The organism is Micrococcus sp. KRD077 (assembly GCF_017168505.1).
Lineage (GTDB): Bacteria > Actinomycetota > Actinomycetes > Actinomycetales > Micrococcaceae > Micrococcus > Micrococcus luteus.
Window position 1 is genome coordinate 1 of the sequence record NZ_JABFAZ010000020.1, and the last position, 15,378, is coordinate 15,378.

Sequence of the window (15,378 nt, forward strand, 5' to 3'; positions counted from 1 at the left end):
TCGTCGAGGTGCGCCGGGACGGGGGCGGGCCCGGGGCCATGGTGATCGGCGTCGGTGGGAGTGGAAGACATAGGCCCTCTTTGCCGAGTCGAGGCGGATTCAATACCATCGGTATTCAATACCATCGGCATCGAGAGGGCAACATGGCCACCCGACCCCGCCGCGAGGATGTCCGCGCGGCCATCCTCGACCACGCGGCCCGGGTGTTCGGACGGGAGGGCTACGCGCGCTCCTCCCTCGCCCGCATCGCGGCGGAGGCCGGCTACACGAAGGGCGCCGTCTATTCCGGCTTCGCGGGGAAGCCGGACCTCTTCGCCGCCGCCTGCACCGTCCAGTTCGAGCGGGCGACCACCCGAGCCATGGACGGCGTCGCCGACGCCCTGGACGACCCCGACCTGCCGCGCGAGGACCTGGTGGCCCGCGTGGCGGAGGCCCTGGCCGACGTCGTGCTCGAGACCACGGGCTCCTGGCCCCTGCTCCTCCACGAGTTCCAGGCCGTGGGCCTGCGCGAGCCCGCCGTGGGGAGAGCCTACCGGACGCTCACCGTCCGGCGGCGGGACTTCCTGGCCGGCCTGCTGCGTGAGCACCGCGTGCTGGCCGACGTCCCGGACGAGCAGGTCACGCACACCGCGGCCATGCTCCTGATGCTCGTGCACACGCTGTCGGTCGAGCGGCACCTGGCCCCGGAGGACCTGACGGTGGACGACGTGCGGGACACGCTGGCCGCGGCCGTGCGCTCCCTCCTGCCCTGACGCCTGCGCGCCGGCCCCGCCTCAGCCCAGGGTGCCGGCCACACCGCGCACCAGCGCCACCGTGCCCCCGACGCCGGCGAGGCAGATCGCGAGGACGCGCGCCTTCGCGGGGTCCACCCGGCGGGCCACCACCGAACCGAGCAGGACACCCAGCGGACCGCCCACCACCACGGCGACCCACACCGGCCACGGCACGTGCAGCCCCGCGGGCACGGCCGCGCCGAACAGCGACTTGGTGACCAGCGAGGTGAGATTGGCCAGCAGGAACACGGGCTGGAGGGTGGCCGCCCACGAGCGCTGGTCCCACCGGCTCGCCACCGCGTAGACCGCGAGCGCCGGCCCGGCGATGCCCGCGGTGGTGTTCATGAACCCGGCCACGGCGCCGGAGGCGAACACGGCCCCGTTCCCCTGGGCGGTGAAGCGCTGCTGCAGGCCCAGGACGGCGGCCACGGCCACCAGCACGGAGGACCCCAGGAGGATCTCGAGCGCGTGGGCGTCCAGGACCCGCACGGCCCACGCCCCCGCGAACGAGCCGGCCACGAGCAGGGGTGCGAGGCGGACGAAGCGCGGCCAGTCCACGTGCCTGTGGAGCACCGCGAACAGCAGCACCGCGGACACCGAGGCGGCCACGTTGGACAGCGTCACCCCCGCCACCGGGCCCAGGAGCAGGGACAGCGTGGGTGCGGCGATCATGCCGACGCCCATTCCGCTCACCCGCTGGAGCGTGCCGCCCACGGTGATCGCGGCCAGCGCGACGACGGCCGGCAGCCACACCAGGGAGGGGTCCATGCGGGCAGTATGCCGGAGCCGGGGGTGCCCGTCGGCCCTGGCTTCCGCCCGTGACGGGTGCGCATGCTGGCCGCATGGCCCAGCACAGCTCCACTCCGTACCCGCTCGTGATCGTGGGCAGCGGCCCCGCCGGCGTCAGCGCCGCCCGCGCCTACGTCGACGCCGGGGGACCCGGCCCCGTCCTCATGCTCACCTCGGACGTGGACCACCCCTACGAGCGCCCGCCGCTGTCCAAGGAGCTGCTGCGCGGCACCGCCGAACCCGACCCGACGGTGCTGGACGAGCTGCCGGACGCCGTCGAGCTGCGCCGGGGCGTGACCGTCACCCACGCGGACCTGGGTGCGCGGACGCTGTGGGCCGCCGAGGAGCCGGTCCGCTTCGAGCGCCTGATCCTCGCCCTCGGCGCGCACCCGAAGCCCCTGCCCGTCGCGGACGACGACGCCGAGGTGCACCTGCTGCGCTCTCTCGACCACGCCCGCCGCCTGGTGGCCTCCGCCGGGCACGCGCGCTCCGCCGTCGTGGTGGGCTCGGGGTTCATCGGCTGCGAGGCGGCCGCCTCCCTGGCCCTGCGCGGGGTGGCCACCACGCTGGTCACCCCGGACGAGGTGCCGCAGCAGAAGCGGCTCGGCCGCGAGGCGGGCGATCGGATCGCGCAGTGGCTGATCGGCGCCGGCGTCGAGCTGCGCACCGGCGTGCGGGTGGGGCAGGTGCGCGCCCCGCGCACCGTCCACCTCGACGACGGCGCCACGCTCGCCCCGGACCTGATCCTCGCCGCGGTGGGGGTCGAGCGTGGAAAGGGGCATGGGGGTCGTCCTCGAACAGCGGGGTCAAGGGATGAGACCGCCCATTGTCACATGAACAGCAGTTGAACGAAAGGGAGCGAGACGGAGAGCACCGCCACGCCCCCCCTCCTGCCCGCCCCGCCGCCTCAGTGGGCGCCGGCCTCCTCCAGCGGCAGGATGCGCTCCGGATCCTCGACCTCCACGCGCACGCCGTCCGCCTGCAGCCGGCGCACGCCCTCGGCGATCAGCCGCCGGCCGACGTCGTCGATCCGGTCCACCCGCGTGAGGTTGAGCACCACGGTGCGGATGGGCCCGTCGTTCTCATCTCGGGCGGCCACGGCGGCGGCCTCGTACACCGCCCCGCCGCCGGTCGCGGCCGCGAGCGCCGCGCTGTCCGCCGCGGCCTCCTGCCACCGCGGGTAGACGGCGGCGTCCCAGCCGGTGCCGGGCTTCTCCGCACCGGTGCGCAGGTCCGTGAGCGCGTCCAGCACCGCCTCGGCGCCGCCGAACCGGATCACGCCCTGCAGGTGCAGGAACACGCGGTCACCCTCGCGTTCCACGAAGCGCACGGCGGTTCCGCCCAGGCTGTCGCCGTCCATGAGGTGCAGCCGGAAGTCCTCGGAGAGGCGGCGGCACGCCAGCACGCCGCGCGCCGAGTTGCCCACCTCGTCCAGGCGCGGCGAGAACACGCCGATCCCCACGCGGCCCGGCAGCGCGCCGAGCACACCGCCGGCCACCCCGGACTTGGCCGGGATCCCGACGTCGGCGAGCCACTGCCCGGCGGCGTCGTACATGCCGGAGGAGGTCATCACGGACACCACGCGCCGCGCCACGATGGACGGCAGCACGCGCTCACCCGTCATCGGATGGATGCCCCCGGTGGCCAGACACGCGCCCATCACGGCGAGGTCCTTGGCGGTGACGAGCACGGCGCACTGCGCCACGTACCCGGCCACGATCTCCTCGGCCGAGTCCTGCAGCACCCCGTAGCTGCGGAGCATGTGCCCCAGGGAGAGGTTGCGGTCCGAGACCGCCATCTCGGACTCGTACGTCTCCCAGTCCACCGAGAGCCGACGCCCGGCGAGCAGGGACATGATCTCCACGGCCCGGTCCAGCCGCTCCTTCCGGCTCGCCTCCGGTCCCACGAGCAGCTGGTGCACCGCGAGCGCGCCGGCGTTGATCATGGCGTTGTCCGGGCGGTGCGACTCCGCCTCGAGGGAGAGCTCGTTGAAGGCCTCGCCCGAGGGGTTCAACCCCACCTGCCGGTCCACGGCGGCGAAGCCCCGGTCCACGAGCGCGGCCGCGTACGTGAACGGCTTGGACGCGGACTGGATGGTGAACTCCACGTCCGCGTCGCCCGCGAAGTGCAGCCGCCCGGTGGGGGTGGCCAGCGCGATGCCGAAGCGGTCCGGGTCCGCCTCCGCGAGCACGGGGATGTACTGGGCCGTCTCTCCCGGGTTCACGGCGCCGAGCTCGGTGATCAGGCTCGCCAGGTAGTCGGGGATCGGGTGTCTCATCTCAGGCCTCCCAGCGCAGGCAGGTCAGGGGCTCGCCCCCGGGCACGGGCACGTGGCCGGTCGCACGGAAGCCGAGCCGCTCATAGAACGGGACGGTGGCGGGCACGGACGCCTCGAGGTGCACGGGCAGACCCGACGCGCGGCGCTGGCCGTGGCGCACCAGCGCACTCGCCGCCCCGCGCCCGCGGGCGGACGGGACGGTGCCGACCTCCTCAAGGTACCAGTGCCGGCCTGCCGGGCGGGCACGCTCGCAGGCGGCCTGGATCCGCTTCAGGGCGAGGGTGTGGCGGCCGTGGACGGCGACGGCGGTGGGCAGCCCCGCCAGCAGGCCCGGCACGTCGACCCCGCGGGGGGCGGCGGGGGAGGTCCACACGGCGGCGCCGAGCAGCGTGCCGTCGGCAGCGTCCACGGCGACGTCCACGGCGCCGAGCGGGGCGCCGTCGGCCCCCGCGCGCAGCCCGTGGCGCACGGCGGTGGTGAACTTGCGCTCGAGTCGGGCCTCGCGCCGGTCCTCGGGCACGAGCCCGAGCGTGTAGGGGTCCGTGGCGAAGGCCTCGGCGAGGACGGCGCCCACGCGGCGGGCGGTGTCCTCGCGGGCTCCACCCGGGCGCAGGGTGAGCACGTGGACGCGAGGGCGCGGCGCAGCGGAGTCCGGGGAGGTCATGGTCGCCAGTCTAGGGACGGGGCCGGACGCGTCATCGGACCGGCCGACGCACGTTCCACCCCGTGTGATCGGCGACACTGGTGGACATGGACTCCTCCGCACCGCTCGATCCGACCCCCACCGGCCCTGCCACCGCGGACGCCCCGCCCGCCGACGTCGTCGCCCGCCTGCAGGCGGAGCTGCCCGGCCGCGTGGACGTCTCCGTCGCCGCACTCGAGGCCGCCCGGGCGGACCGCTCGGGGCATCGCTCCCCCGCCGCGCCGCTGGCCGTGGTCCGCGCGCGGACGGTGGAGGACGTGCAGGCCGCGTGCCGGGTCGCGCACGGCACCCGCACCCCGCTGGTCACCCGCGGAGCGGGCACGGGGCTGGCCGGCGGCGCCGTCGCGGGGGCGGGCGAGATCGTCCTGGACATGACCGCGATGGACCGGATCCTGGAGGTCTCCCCCGCGGACCGCGTGGCCGTCGTCGAGCCGGGGATCCTCAACGGGGCGCTGAACGCCGCGCTCGCCGAGCACGGGCTGTGGTGGGCCCCGGACCCGGCGTCGAAGGACATCTCCACGGTGGGCGGCAACATCGCGATGAACGCCGGCGGGCTGCTGTGCGCCAAGTACGGCGTCACGCGCGAGGCGGTGCTGGGCCTGGACGTGGTGCTCGCGGACGGCACCCTGCTGCGGCTGGGCCACCGCACCGTCAAGGGGGTGACCGGCTACGACCTGGTCGCGCTGATGATCGGCTCGGAGGGCACGCTCGGCGTGATCGTGGGTGCGACGCTGGCGCTGCGGCCGGCCGTGCGCGGCGTGCCGGTGACGCTCGGCGGGTTCTTCCCGGACGTCGTCGCGGGCGCCGCCGCGGCCGAGGCGATCACCGGGGCCGGTCACGTGCCCGCCCTGATGGAGCTGATGGACGAGGCGACGCTCGCCGCGGTGCGCGCGCACGCGGGGCCCGAACGCGGGGCCGCCCTGCCCGAGTCCGGCGCGTTCCTGCTGGTGCAGGCCGACGGCGCCGGCGCCGAGGCGGACGGGGAGGCCATGGCCGCCCTCATGCGCGCCCACAGCGGGGACGTCACCGTGACCGTGGACCCCGCCGAGGGGGAGGCCCTCATGGCCCTGCGCCGCACCGCGTTCCCCGCACTCGAGCGCCTCGGCACCCCGCTCGTGGAGGACGTGGCCGTCCCGCGCAGCCGCATGGCCGAGATGTTCGCGCGGATCCGTGAGATCGAGGCACGCACCGGCGTCGCCATCCCCACCACGGCCCACGCCGGGGACGGCAACCTGCACCCGATCCTGCTGTTCGGCGCGGCGGCGCAGGTGGGCGGTGCGGCCGAGGACGCCGCGTCGATTCCGGCGGACGTGTGGGAGGCCGCCGGCGAGCTGTTCCGCGCGGGTCTGGAACTCGGCGGCACGCTCACCGGCGAACACGGCGTGGGCCTGCTCAAGCGCGCGTTCCTGCGGGACGAGCTCGGCGACGCCCAGCACGACCTCCAGCAGCGCATCAAGGCCGTGTTCGACCCGCACGGCATCCTCAACCCAGGAAAGGTGTTCACCCCGTGACGCAGCCGACCACCCCCGAGACCCCCGCCGACGCCGGCACGCCGACCCCGTTCGAGGTCGGGCTGCAGCTGCGCTGGTCCGACGAGGACCGCTACGGCCACGTCAACAACGCCCGCCTGCTCACCCTCACCGAGGAGGCGCGCGTGCGCGCCCTGGCCGCGTGGGCCACGACGACGGCGTCCCCGGACGTCCAGCGCGTCGTGCGGTCCATGGAGGTCCAGTACGAGGCGCCCGTGGTCTACGCCGGGCCCGAGGTGACGGCGCGGGTGTGGATCCTGCGGATCGGCCGGACGTCCTTCACGCTGCGCCACGAGCTGTGGCAGGACGGGCGGCGCTGCGTGCTGTGCGACGCCGTGTTCGTGCAGGTGGACCCGGCGGCCGGGCGGCCCGTGGCCGTCTCCGACGAGGAGCGCGCCGTCTTCGAACGCGTGCTGATCCCCGCCGAGGACTGACGGGCCGCCGTCGGGCCTGTGGACGGCCAGCCGTCTCGCAGGATCCCGCCGTAGGCTCTGAGGCCATGGAGCAGGACCCTTCCCCGGACGCGCCCGTGCCCTCGGCGGACGTCGAGGCGCTGCGCGGCACCCCCGTGTCCGCGTTGACGCAGCTCTCCCCCGTGATGTCCGTGGCGTTGGATCGGCTGCGCAAGGACGTCGAGCGTTTCGACCTCGAGTACCGCTCGGCCCTGCTCCAGGTGGAGGCGCGGCTCGAGGTGCTGCGGGACGAGTTCACGCACCTGCACGACTACAACCCCATCGAGCACATCGTCACGCGGGTGAAGTCGCCGGAGTCGATCCTGCGCAAGGCCTCCGCCCGCGGGCTGTCCCTGGACCTGGACGCGCTGCGCACCAACGTCACGGACATCGCCGGGGCGCGCGTGATCGTCAGCTTCGCCCGGGACGTGTACCGCGTGTTCCGCCAGTTCACGCAGCAGCCGGACATCCGGGTGCTCGAGGTGGAGGACTACATCTCCCGACCCAAGCCTTCCGGCTACCGCAGCCTGCACTGCCTCGTGCAGGTGCCGATCCACCTGTCCACCGGCACGATCCAGGTGACCGTGGAGATGCAGTTCCGCACGAGCGCCATGGACTTCTGGGCCACGCTCGAGCACAAGATCAACTACAAGTTCGACGGCGGCGTGCCCCCGGACATCGCGACCGAGCTCGTGGCCGCCGCCCGCGTGGCCGCGGACCTGGACACCCGCATGGAGCGCCTGCACGACCAGGTGCAGGAGACCGACAGGGACGACGACGCCGCCGCGGCCTGGGAGGACGACGGCGGTCCCGCCTTCGAGGACGAGCCGGCGGCAGGGCCGGGCGAGGCGCGGCCGGGCGAGGCGCGGCCGGGCGCCGCGGAGCCGGGCGACGACGCGCCCGGCGCGTCCACCGTCTGAGCCCCTCCGTCCACACCTGGCGGGCCGCGTGCACAGGGTTCTCCACAGAGTTGTCCACAGGTGTGGATGAGTCACACGCGTGTGATCCGCCGAAGCCGAGCAGGGCGTGACCGCAGACCAGGGAGGACATGCTGACGGAACGGGGCGGGGCGACTCCCGGTAGCCTGAGTCGATGCCCTCCACCGCCGTGCCGCCGCGCGACTCCGGCGCCGCCTCCACCCTGCCCGCCCGCACCGGGCACCGCGGGGTGTCGATCCTGCGCACCGCCGCCCTCGTCCTCGTGGTGGCGGCGTTCGTGTGGCTGGCACTCACCGTGCGCCTGCCCGGTGTGGACGAGCTGCGCGCCCAACTGGACGGCTTCGGCTGGTGGAGCTGGCTGGCGTTCACCGTGCTGTACGCGGCCGTGGCGCTCACCCCCATCCCCGTGACGATCATGGCGGTCACCGCCGGTGTGCTCTTCGGCGCGATCGAGGGGACGGTGCTGTCCGTCGTCGGAGCCCTGCTGGGCTCGCTCGGGGCGTACGGCATCGCGCGCGCGGTCGGGCGCGAGGTGGCCCTGCGCTGGCTCGGCCGCCACGCCGAGACCGTGGAGCGGCGGCTCGAGGACACCGGGTTCCTCGCCCTGCTGACCCTGCGCGTCGCCCCGGGGCTGCCGTACTGGCCCGTGAACTACGGGGCGGGCGCGCTCGCCGTGCCGCTGGGGATCTTCGCCGGCTCCACCGCGGTCGGCGTGATCCCCGGGCAGCTCTCCCTCGTGGCGATGGGGGCGTTCGCGGTGCGCCCGGGCGTCGTGAACGGCGTGCTGCTCGGGGTGGGCTGGCTCACCGTGGGCGGTCTGACCCTGTGGGCGGTGCGCCACTGGCGACGGGCGGCCCGGTCCGCGGAGGAGCCGGCGGGCTCGGAGGGGCCGGAAAGCCCGCGGAGTGGTCAGGACACGCCGTCTCCGCGTGCGCGACGCGGCGTGTCGTGACCACTCTGCGCCGGACGTCAGCCGAGGGTTGTGTACCGCACGCCGAACTTGCTGCTGACCTGCAGGAACACGAGCACGTCCGTGCCGCGCGCGTAGGCGGGCATGCCGTACCAGGTGCGGGGTTCGAGCTCCGGGGCCGCCTCCGTGACGATCCGGTGCACCCCCACCGCCATGGCGCGGTCCGGCTCGGGCATCTCCTCGATCTTCACCAGCAGGTCCTGCAGGGCGTCGGCCTTCTTCCTGCCGCCGCGCTGGGCGCGCAGCTCCTGCGCGCGCTCGGCGATCGCGGCCTGCTCCGCGGCGCTGAAACCGGTGGACTCGCTCACGGTGCCTCCTGGGGTGCGGGGACGGGTCCTGCCCGGGTCTCAGCCCCGACGGCCCAGGCGACCGAGCAGGCGGGTCTGCCGGTCGGCGTCGTCGGCCACGGGGACGGGCTCGCCCAGGATGCCGGGCGTGTAGGCGGCGTCGCCGAACAGTTCCAGCGACTCCTCCACGCAGTCGATCTCCGCGTCCGTGAACCGCGCGTCCACGCCCTGCGAGCGGGCCAGGTCCCAACGGTGCACGATCACGTCGAACGCGTGGAAGCGGATCAACGCCTCGCCCACGGGCATCTCCCCGAGCGCGGTCTTCATGGGCCGCATGATGAACTCCTCGTCACCGGCGAGGGCGGACATGGCGGCGGCGTGCTTGGCCCACTGGGTGGCCAGCTGCTGGCGGGACCCGTCGAAGAGGGGCACCTCCCGGCCCTGGCGGGCGGCGAAGTCGCGCTGGCCGGCGATCACGTGGTCCAGCAGGTCCAGCGCGTCCCAGCCCTCACACGGGGTGGCGGCGTCCCAGTCCCGCACCTCCCGGACGACGGCGGTGAACGGCTCGGCGGCCGCGTTCCAGCGGGCCTCGACCTCGGTGGCGGGGATGGACATGGTGCTCTCCTCAGGGTCGCGGGGTTCTCGGGGCCGCGGCGGGCGACGACGGCGCCGGGCTCGGCTTCTTCGGGCCGCGGATGGACTCGGGGCGGGCCGGGTCCAGGACGGACCGGGGGTCGAAGAACTCCTCCAGCACGGGCCGCTCGCCCGAGACGGCCGCGGCGAGGCTGATGCCGTCCACGTTGATGCGCGAGCCGCGGTAGTAGCCGGGCTCGAGCTGGCCCCACGCCTTGGAGGTGCCGTCCACGAGGAAGAAGGAGCGGTAGCCGAGCTCGCGGAGGTAGCGGTACCGCTCGTTGTCCTCCGTGTACGTGCCGGGGCCGGTGACGTCCGCGCCGAACGGGTAGATGAGCATGTCCGTGGGGCCGAGGATCGGCTCGACCTCCTCGTGCCAGTGCCCCATGTCGAACTCGAGCTCCTCCATGGTCAGCTTCGGCACCGTCCGGTGGCCCCACGTGTGGGAGGCGAACTCCCAGCCGCTGTCCTTGAGCGCGTCGGCGACCTCGGTGGCGGCCGCGACGTCGGCGTCGAACGTGGGGCTGTCCCCGAACTCGCGGGCCGAGGTGCGGTAACCGAACACGCCGTCGTAGCCGGTCATGGCCAGCACGCCGCGGGCGCCGTTGAGGCTGAAGTCCGGGTGCTCGGCGAGGAAGTCGTCCAGACGCGGGACGACGTCGAACGCCCCGACGTGCGTGGTGCCCTGGGCGTCCGTGTACTCGTTGCGGACGCGGCCGTCCTCGGCCACGATCAGACGGTCCGCGAAGCCGTCGCCGTCCATGTAGAGGTAGTACGAGCAGTCGTCCAAGGAGAGGATCAGCGGGGTCCGGCCCTCGGGGACCATGAGGGTCTTCGGGCGCACGACGTCGTCCTCCCCCACCTCGTACAGCTCGTGCGGGGAGACCAGCACGTAACCGCGCTCGTAGACCTGCCGGATGACGGCGTCGAACTCGTCCACCGTGACCATGAAGTCCAGGTAGCCGCGGGCCTTGTCGTCGCCGTCGAAGGCGCGCGCCGGGTCCACCACCAGGGAGTGGAAGAACAGGTGCGGAACCCGGGCCACGTCCGGCCAGGCCACCGGTTCGCCGGCGGGCGGCGGACCAGCGGGGGCGGCGGAGGTGGGCGCGGACGAGGTCGGCACGGACGACGACGCCGCGTCCTCCCCGTCCTGCCCGCAGGCGGCCAGCAGTCCCGATCCGAGCAGGGCGGAACCGGCCAGGAGCATCTGTCGACGGGTCGGCTGCGGCACGGGCGGGGGCATCGGGCACCTTTCTCTGGGGGCACCCATCATCCCAAGGCCGCCCGGCCCGAGACCACCCCTGCCGGGCGGGCGGGCGGAGGTGGGAACGGCGCGGCATGGGAGGCCGGCCAGCGGCGGGGCTCGATCCGCCGCAGACGGCACAGAGTGGTCACGCGGACGACCCGAGCTCGGCGCGGACCGTGTTCGACCGCTTCGTGTTCGGCAACCACATCCGCAGCTTCAGCGTCGACTGAGCCCCGGCTGGGAGGCACCTTCGACGCGCGCCGACGCACGCGCCCCTCGTGCCGTGCCGCATGCCACACTGGCGAGCGTGACCCGACGTCCGGATGCACCACCCCCGGCCGACCCGCGCGCGCGTGCGGCCCTGCGCGCCGTGCTCACGGTCCTGGCCGTGATGGCGGTGCTGTTCGCCGCCGTCGTGCTGACGCTGGCCTACGGGCCCGCCCGCTGAACCCGTCCTTCCCCGATCCAGGAGCAGTCATGTCCCCCGCGGACCCCACCGCCGACGTCGCGGCCGGGCCGGCCGGCCCCGCCGCGGTGGCCGAGGCCTTCGCGGCCGCCTGGAACGCCGCCGACGCCGACGCGCTCGCCGACCTGTTCGCCGAGGACGCGGACTTCGTGAACGTGGTGGGCGTGTGGTGGACGCGGCGTCGGCAGATCCGGGTGAACCACGCGCTCGGCTTCCGCTGGATGTTCCCGGCCTCCCGGCTCGTGCTCGGGCAGGTGCGCGTGCGCGAGCTCGGGGACGTGGCGGTGGTGCACGCGCCGTGGACCATGACGGGGCAGACCGCGCCCGACGGCGACGAGGCCGGCGAGCGCACCGGCGTCCTGCTGCTCGTGGTGCGCCGCACCGAGGCCGGGGCGTGGGAGGCGGTGGCCGGACAGAACACGGACTCCGTGCCCGAGGCGCAGACCCACCTGGCCGACGACGACGGGCTGGCCGCGGTGCACTACCACCCGTCGGCGTGGATCGATCCCGACGACGACCCCGACGGCCCGGAGGCCTGCTGAGCGGAGGCGGGCTCACTCCACCGTCAGCAGCCGCACCCAGTCGTCCTCGACGCGCTCCCCGCCGACCACGAACTGCCGCGCCCCGATCGTCGCGAAGCCAAGGCGCTCGTAGAACCGGTTGGCCCGTGTGTTCTGCGCGTTCGTGCCGAGCCACACGTGCCGGAACCCCAGCCGCCTCAGCCGCTCGACGCCGTCGTGCACGAGGGCCTCGGCCAGCCCGGTGCCGCGCCCCTCGGCGAGCACGTACAGCTTCGAGAGGTGGCCGGCCGGCACGTCGCCGAGCCGCTCCGTGACGGGTGCCTCGGGGGTCGCGGCGGTCTCGTACATGGCGTAGCCGAGCAGGGTCTCCGGGGCGTCGGCCGCGGCGCCCACGAGCACGATCCGCTCCGGGTCCGCGATCCACGCGGCCACGGCGGCCTCGCTCAGGTGCAACGCGATGTGCGCCTCCACCGCGGCACGCGGCAGCGAGGACGGGGAGGCGTCCGGGAAGGTGGCCGCGGCGATCGCGGCGATCGCGGGCGCGTCCTCGGGGCGGGCCGGACGGACGACGGCGGCGCGGGGTGCGGAAGTCATCTCCGCTCAGGCCTGCAGCGCGGGGTGCAGGTCCTTCATGCGGAACCGGCGCCGGCGCCGCACCACGAGCACGTCCAGGGCGAGCGCCGCCGCCCCGATGCCCATCAGCACGACCACCGGCACCCAGAAGCGCTGGTCCGGACCGCCGGAGATCGCGTTGCGGAACGCCTCGATGGAGTAGCTCATCGGCATGAACGGGTGCAGCGCCTGGAAGAAGCCGGGCAGCACCTCGGCCGGGTAGGTGCCGCCGGTGGAGGCCAGCTGCAGGACCAGCAGGACCAGCAGCAGCGCCGAACCGGGGGTGCCGAGCGCCGTCTGCACCAGGTGCGCGATGAGGGAGAACACCACGGCCACGAGCACCGTCAGGGCCACGGCCCGCACCGGGTGCACGGGGGCCAGGCCCAGCGGCAGCGTCGCGGCGAGCATGAGCAGGCCGCCGCCCACGGCCACGATGCCCACGGGCAGCCACGCGGCCAGCGCGATCGCCACCGGGTTGCGGCGCCCGGCCAGCAGCCGCCCGCTGATGGGCCGCATGATGTTGAACGCGGCGATGCCGAACACCCACAGGGCGATGGAGAAGAACATCGGCGCCATGCCGCGGCCGTAGACCTCCGCGGAGTTGTCCACCTGCATCACGGCCTCCACGGGCCGGGACATCACCAGGGCGGCCTCGTCCCGCTCGTCCTCGGTCAGGGCGGGGACGCGGTCGGCGCCGTCGGAGAGCCCGGAGGCGAGCTCGTGGGCGCCGTCGTCGAGGGTGCCGAGGCCGGCGCGCAGCTCCCCGGCGCCGTCCTGGAGCTGGGCCAGGCCGCCGTCGAGCTCGGTCGCGCCGGACTCCAGCTGCCCCGCACCGTCCTGCAGGGTCAGCGCCCCGTCGTGGAGCGCGGCGTTGCCCTCGGCGAGGGTGGTCGCCCCGTCCGTCAGCTCGCCGAGGCCGGACTGCAGCTCCCCGGCGCCGTCCTGGAGCTGGGCCAGGCCGCCGTCGAGCTCGGTCGCGCCGGAGCCCAGCTGCTCGAGGCCGTCCGCGAACTTCCCGGCGCCGTCGGCGAGGGAGTCGGCCCCGTCCTTCGCCTCACCGATCCCGCCCTGCAGCTTCTCGGCGCCCGCGGCCACGGCGTGGGCGCCGTCGTTGAGGTCCGTCAGATCCGCCTTGGCGGAGGCGGCGACGTCGTCCTCGACGAAGCCCTGGACGCGCTCGTTGGCGGCCGCGGAGGTCGCGGCGGCCTCCTCGGCGCGGCCGGCGACGGCGGTCACCCGCTCGTCCGCGCCGGTGAGCGCCTCCTGGAGCGCGGCGTACTGCTCGGACTCGGCGAGCGTCGGGTCCTCTTCGGCGAGCGCGGCCAGGGCGGTCTGCGCGTCGGCGATGCGGGCGCCCGCGCCGTCCTCGGCCGTGCCGGCCACCTCGGCGACCCGCTGGACGTCCTCGTCCACCGCGGCGACGTCGGCGGCCACCGCGTCCTGGCGCTCGATCACCTGGTCCAGGCCGGGGACCACCGTGTCGTAGAGCTGCTGGGTGCCGTCGGCCACCTGCGTGGCGCCGTCGGTGAGCTCGGCCGATCCGGTCTGCAGCTGGGCCAGCCCGTCGGAGAGGTCCGTGGCGCCCTGACGCAGGGCGGGGGCGTTCTCGGCGAGCTGCCCGGCGCCGTCGGCGAGGGCCTGGGAGCCCTCGCGCGCCTGGTCGAGCCCGTCGGCCAGGCGCCCGGCCCCGTCCTGCGCGGACGCGGCGCCCTCGGCGAGTCGCTGGGCGCCGTCGTCGGCCTGGGCGGCGCCGTCCGCGAGGTCACCCGCACCCGTGGCGAGCTGGCCCGCGCCCTCGGCCAGCTTGCCCGAGCCGTCGTGGGCCTGGACGATCCCGTCCTCCAGCCGGCTCGCGCCGTCCTCCGCGGAGGCCGTGCCGTCGGCCAGCTGCGCGGCGCCGTCGGCGGCGTCCACCATGCCCGACCGCAGCTCGCCGAGGCTGGAGAAGACGGCCTCGAAGTACGCCTCGATCGCGGACCGGTTCACGGCGGCCTCGACCTTGGCCTGGCTCGCGTTCGTGACGGAGCCGATCACGAAGCCGTTGGCGTCGTCTCGGCGCAGGGTGATCTGCGCCTGCTGCGGTGTCCCGCCGCCCTCGGGGCTGACGAGGTCACGGCTGAGCTCGGCGGGGATCTCCAGGACGAGGTAGTACCGGCCCTCCCGCAGTCCCTCCTCGGCCTCCTCGCGCGTGGTCTCGCGCCAGTCGAAGGCGCGGTCGTCCTTGAGGCGTTCGGTCATGTCCGCGCCGGTGCGCAGCGTGGTGTCGCCGCGCTGGACGGGCTCGTCCTCGTTGACGATCGCCACCGGCAGCCGGTCCATGGCCCCGTAGGGGTCCCAGTTCGCGGACAGGTACAGGGCGCCGTAGATGGCGGGGACGAGGAAGATGAACAGCAGGGCGAGCAGGGGCAGGCCACGGCGGAAGCGTCGCAGCTCGTAGCGGAACAGCATCAGTTCTCCCGGACGGGGGGCAGGGTGAGGACGACGGCGTCGCGCGGCACGGGCGCGGAGGCCACGGCGCTCACCGCGAACGGGTGGCCGTGGTCCTTGAGGACGTCCAGGGCCGCGTGGAGCGCGACCAGCTCATCGATGGTCAGGGTGGCGTCCACGTCGTCGAAGGTGACGAGGCGGGCCGGGCGCAGGCAGGCGACGACGGCGGCCAGCAGCGCGCGCTCGGGTGCAGGCAGCTCCCCGACGACGGCCTCCGGCGCCACGCTCAGCCTCACCGCGTCCGCGAGGAGGGCGAAGCGCGCGCGGCCGGCGCGGCGGCGCACGCCGTCGGCGAGGCAGCGCTCGTCCACGACCTCGGCCGCGGTCAGCGCCGGCTCGAGCTCCACCACGTCGGTGGTGTGGGCGACGGCGGTGCGGGCGCGGAGGGCGTGCGGGTGGCGCGCGGCGTCGATCGGGGGCCGGTACGCGCGGGCGGCGGGCCGCTCCGGCCCGTCCAGGGCGACGTCCACGGGGCCGCCGGTGAGCACGAGCTCGCCCCGCACGCCCTGCAGGCGCCCCGTGAGGGCGAGCAGCAGGGCCGAGCGGCCCGAGCCCTGGGTTCCGAGCACGGCCAGGTGGGTCTGCGGGGGCAGCACGAGGTCGAGGGGGCCGAACACCGGCCCGCGACCGCCGCGCAGGGTCAGACCGCGCGCCACGAGGGTGGCGGGCGGGAGGTCGTCGAGGTGCGCCGGGA

Annotated in this window: 17 protein-coding genes; 8 read left to right on the plus strand and 9 right to left on the minus strand. The window is 74.9% G+C overall.

Annotation, left to right across the window (positions count from 1 at the left end):
- Positions 1–143 precede the first annotated feature (143 nt).
- Positions 144–752 (plus strand): TetR/AcrR family transcriptional regulator, encoded by a 609-nt coding sequence (locus J1M39_RS05280; protein ID WP_020624715.1) that lies wholly within the window; start codon positions 144–146, stop codon positions 750–752.
- Positions 753–773: 21 nt separating this feature from the next.
- On the opposite strand, the gene J1M39_RS05285 is transcribed toward J1M39_RS05280, so the two are convergent.
- Positions 774–1,541, minus strand: coding sequence for a sulfite exporter TauE/SafE family protein (locus J1M39_RS05285; protein WP_078025647.1), 768 nt, complete (start codon positions 1,539–1,541; stop codon positions 774–776).
- A 74-nt stretch (positions 1,542–1,615) separates the two neighbouring features.
- On the opposite strand from J1M39_RS05285, the gene J1M39_RS05290 reads away from it, so the two are divergent.
- Positions 1,616–2,410: an NAD(P)/FAD-dependent oxidoreductase gene (locus J1M39_RS05290; protein WP_241253870.1), complete on the plus strand. Its 795-nt coding sequence runs from the start codon at positions 1,616–1,618 to the stop codon at positions 2,408–2,410.
- 59 nt (positions 2,411–2,469) lie between these two features.
- Here the strand turns inward: J1M39_RS05290 and glsA are convergent, their stop codons facing one another.
- A complete protein-coding gene (gene glsA, locus J1M39_RS05295; RefSeq protein ID WP_206496540.1) occupies positions 2,470–3,840 on the minus strand; it encodes a glutaminase A in 1,371 nt (456 codons plus the stop codon).
- A 1-nt stretch (position 3,841) separates the two neighbouring features.
- Positions 3,842–4,504 carry a GNAT family N-acetyltransferase gene (locus J1M39_RS05300; RefSeq protein WP_036382347.1) on the minus strand — a complete coding sequence of 221 codons (663 nt, stop codon included), beginning with the start codon at positions 4,502–4,504 and terminating at the stop codon, positions 3,842–3,844.
- An 86-nt stretch (positions 4,505–4,590) separates the two neighbouring features.
- On the opposite strand from J1M39_RS05300, the gene J1M39_RS05305 reads away from it, so the two are divergent.
- The 4 genes from J1M39_RS05305 to J1M39_RS05320 all read left to right on the plus strand — a co-directional run bounded on the left by J1M39_RS05305 (position 4,591) and on the right by J1M39_RS05320 (position 8,414).
- On the plus strand, positions 4,591–6,054 hold the full coding sequence (locus J1M39_RS05305) for an FAD-binding oxidoreductase (protein ID WP_228070574.1): 1,464 nt from the start codon (positions 4,591–4,593) through the stop codon (positions 6,052–6,054).
- A complete protein-coding gene (locus J1M39_RS05310) occupies positions 6,051–6,506 on the plus strand; it encodes an acyl-CoA thioesterase (RefSeq protein ID WP_036382344.1) in 456 nt (151 codons plus the stop codon). Before J1M39_RS05305 ends, J1M39_RS05310 begins: the two co-directional genes overlap by 4 nt.
- A gap of 65 nt (positions 6,507–6,571) precedes the next feature.
- On the plus strand, positions 6,572–7,444 hold the full coding sequence (locus J1M39_RS05315; RefSeq protein ID WP_069941204.1) for a GTP pyrophosphokinase: 873 nt from the start codon (positions 6,572–6,574) through the stop codon (positions 7,442–7,444).
- A 172-nt stretch (positions 7,445–7,616) separates the two neighbouring features.
- Positions 7,617–8,414, plus strand: a complete 798-nt coding sequence (locus J1M39_RS05320; RefSeq protein ID WP_049146992.1) for a TVP38/TMEM64 family protein — start codon at positions 7,617–7,619, stop codon at positions 8,412–8,414.
- A 17-nt stretch (positions 8,415–8,431) separates the two neighbouring features.
- Here the strand turns inward: J1M39_RS05320 and J1M39_RS05325 are convergent, their stop codons facing one another.
- From J1M39_RS05325 to J1M39_RS05335, 3 genes are read right to left on the minus strand one after another with little or no spacing between them, the layout of a single operon-like run.
- Entirely contained in the window at positions 8,432–8,740 is a 309-nt protein-coding gene (locus tag J1M39_RS05325; protein ID WP_049147058.1) for a hypothetical protein, read from the minus strand.
- Positions 8,741–8,779: 39 nt separating this feature from the next.
- Positions 8,780–9,334, minus strand: a complete 555-nt coding sequence (locus J1M39_RS05330; RefSeq protein WP_036339014.1) for a TIGR03086 family metal-binding protein — start codon at positions 9,332–9,334, stop codon at positions 8,780–8,782.
- A gap of 10 nt (positions 9,335–9,344) precedes the next feature.
- Positions 9,345–10,595, minus strand: a complete 1,251-nt coding sequence (locus J1M39_RS05335) for a polysaccharide deacetylase family protein (protein ID WP_206496541.1) — start codon at positions 10,593–10,595, stop codon at positions 9,345–9,347.
- A gap of 310 nt (positions 10,596–10,905) precedes the next feature.
- Here J1M39_RS05335 and J1M39_RS05340 point away from each other — a divergent pair, with 310 nt between their 5' ends.
- On the plus strand, positions 10,906–11,046 hold the full coding sequence (locus J1M39_RS05340) for a hypothetical protein (RefSeq protein ID WP_167755872.1): 141 nt from the start codon (positions 10,906–10,908) through the stop codon (positions 11,044–11,046).
- Positions 11,047–11,075: 29 nt separating this feature from the next.
- Complete coding sequence (locus J1M39_RS05345) at positions 11,076–11,606, plus strand: SgcJ/EcaC family oxidoreductase (protein ID WP_078025649.1); 531 nt, start codon at positions 11,076–11,078, stop codon at positions 11,604–11,606.
- 12 nt (positions 11,607–11,618) lie between these two features.
- Here J1M39_RS05345 and J1M39_RS05350 read toward each other — a convergent pair whose 3' ends face one another.
- The 3 genes from J1M39_RS05350 to J1M39_RS05360 all read right to left on the minus strand — a co-directional run.
- On the minus strand, positions 11,619–12,179 hold the full coding sequence (locus J1M39_RS05350; protein WP_073117326.1) for a GNAT family N-acetyltransferase: 561 nt from the start codon (positions 12,177–12,179) through the stop codon (positions 11,619–11,621).
- A 6-nt stretch (positions 12,180–12,185) separates the two neighbouring features.
- Positions 12,186–14,645, minus strand: coding sequence for a YhgE/Pip domain-containing protein (locus tag J1M39_RS05355; protein WP_078025648.1), 2,460 nt, complete (start codon positions 14,643–14,645; stop codon positions 12,186–12,188).
- A partial coding sequence (locus tag J1M39_RS05360) for an ATP-binding cassette domain-containing protein (RefSeq protein WP_206496542.1) occupies positions 14,645–15,378 on the minus strand: 734 nt, incomplete at its 5' end. The genes J1M39_RS05355 and J1M39_RS05360, both read right to left, overlap by 1 nt.

Coding starts and splice junctions, on each gene's coding strand:
- J1M39_RS05280 (WP_020624715.1), top strand. CDS start 144: ATGGCCACCCGACCCCGCCGCGAGGATGTCCGCGCGGCCATCCTCGAC.
- J1M39_RS05285 (WP_078025647.1), bottom strand. CDS start 1,541: ATGGACCCCTCCCTGGTGTGGCTGCCGGCCGTCGTCGCGCTGGCCGCG.
- J1M39_RS05290 (WP_241253870.1), top strand. CDS start 1,616: ATGGCCCAGCACAGCTCCACTCCGTACCCGCTCGTGATCGTGGGCAGC.
- glsA (WP_206496540.1), bottom strand. CDS start 3,840: ATGAGACACCCGATCCCCGACTACCTGGCGAGCCTGATCACCGAGCTC.
- J1M39_RS05300 (WP_036382347.1), bottom strand. CDS start 4,504: ATGACCTCCCCGGACTCCGCTGCGCCGCGCCCTCGCGTCCACGTGCTC.
- J1M39_RS05305 (WP_228070574.1), top strand. CDS start 4,591: ATGGACTCCTCCGCACCGCTCGATCCGACCCCCACCGGCCCTGCCACC.
- J1M39_RS05315 (WP_069941204.1), top strand. CDS start 6,572: ATGGAGCAGGACCCTTCCCCGGACGCGCCCGTGCCCTCGGCGGACGTC.
- J1M39_RS05320 (WP_049146992.1), top strand. CDS start 7,617: ATGCCCTCCACCGCCGTGCCGCCGCGCGACTCCGGCGCCGCCTCCACC.
- J1M39_RS05330 (WP_036339014.1), bottom strand. CDS start 9,334: ATGTCCATCCCCGCCACCGAGGTCGAGGCCCGCTGGAACGCGGCCGCC.
- J1M39_RS05335 (WP_206496541.1), bottom strand. CDS start 10,595: ATGCCCCCGCCCGTGCCGCAGCCGACCCGTCGACAGATGCTCCTGGCC.
- J1M39_RS05345 (WP_078025649.1), top strand. CDS start 11,076: ATGTCCCCCGCGGACCCCACCGCCGACGTCGCGGCCGGGCCGGCCGGC.
- J1M39_RS05350 (WP_073117326.1), bottom strand. CDS start 12,179: ATGACTTCCGCACCCCGCGCCGCCGTCGTCCGTCCGGCCCGCCCCGAG.
- J1M39_RS05355 (WP_078025648.1), bottom strand. CDS start 14,645: ATGCTGTTCCGCTACGAGCTGCGACGCTTCCGCCGTGGCCTGCCCCTG.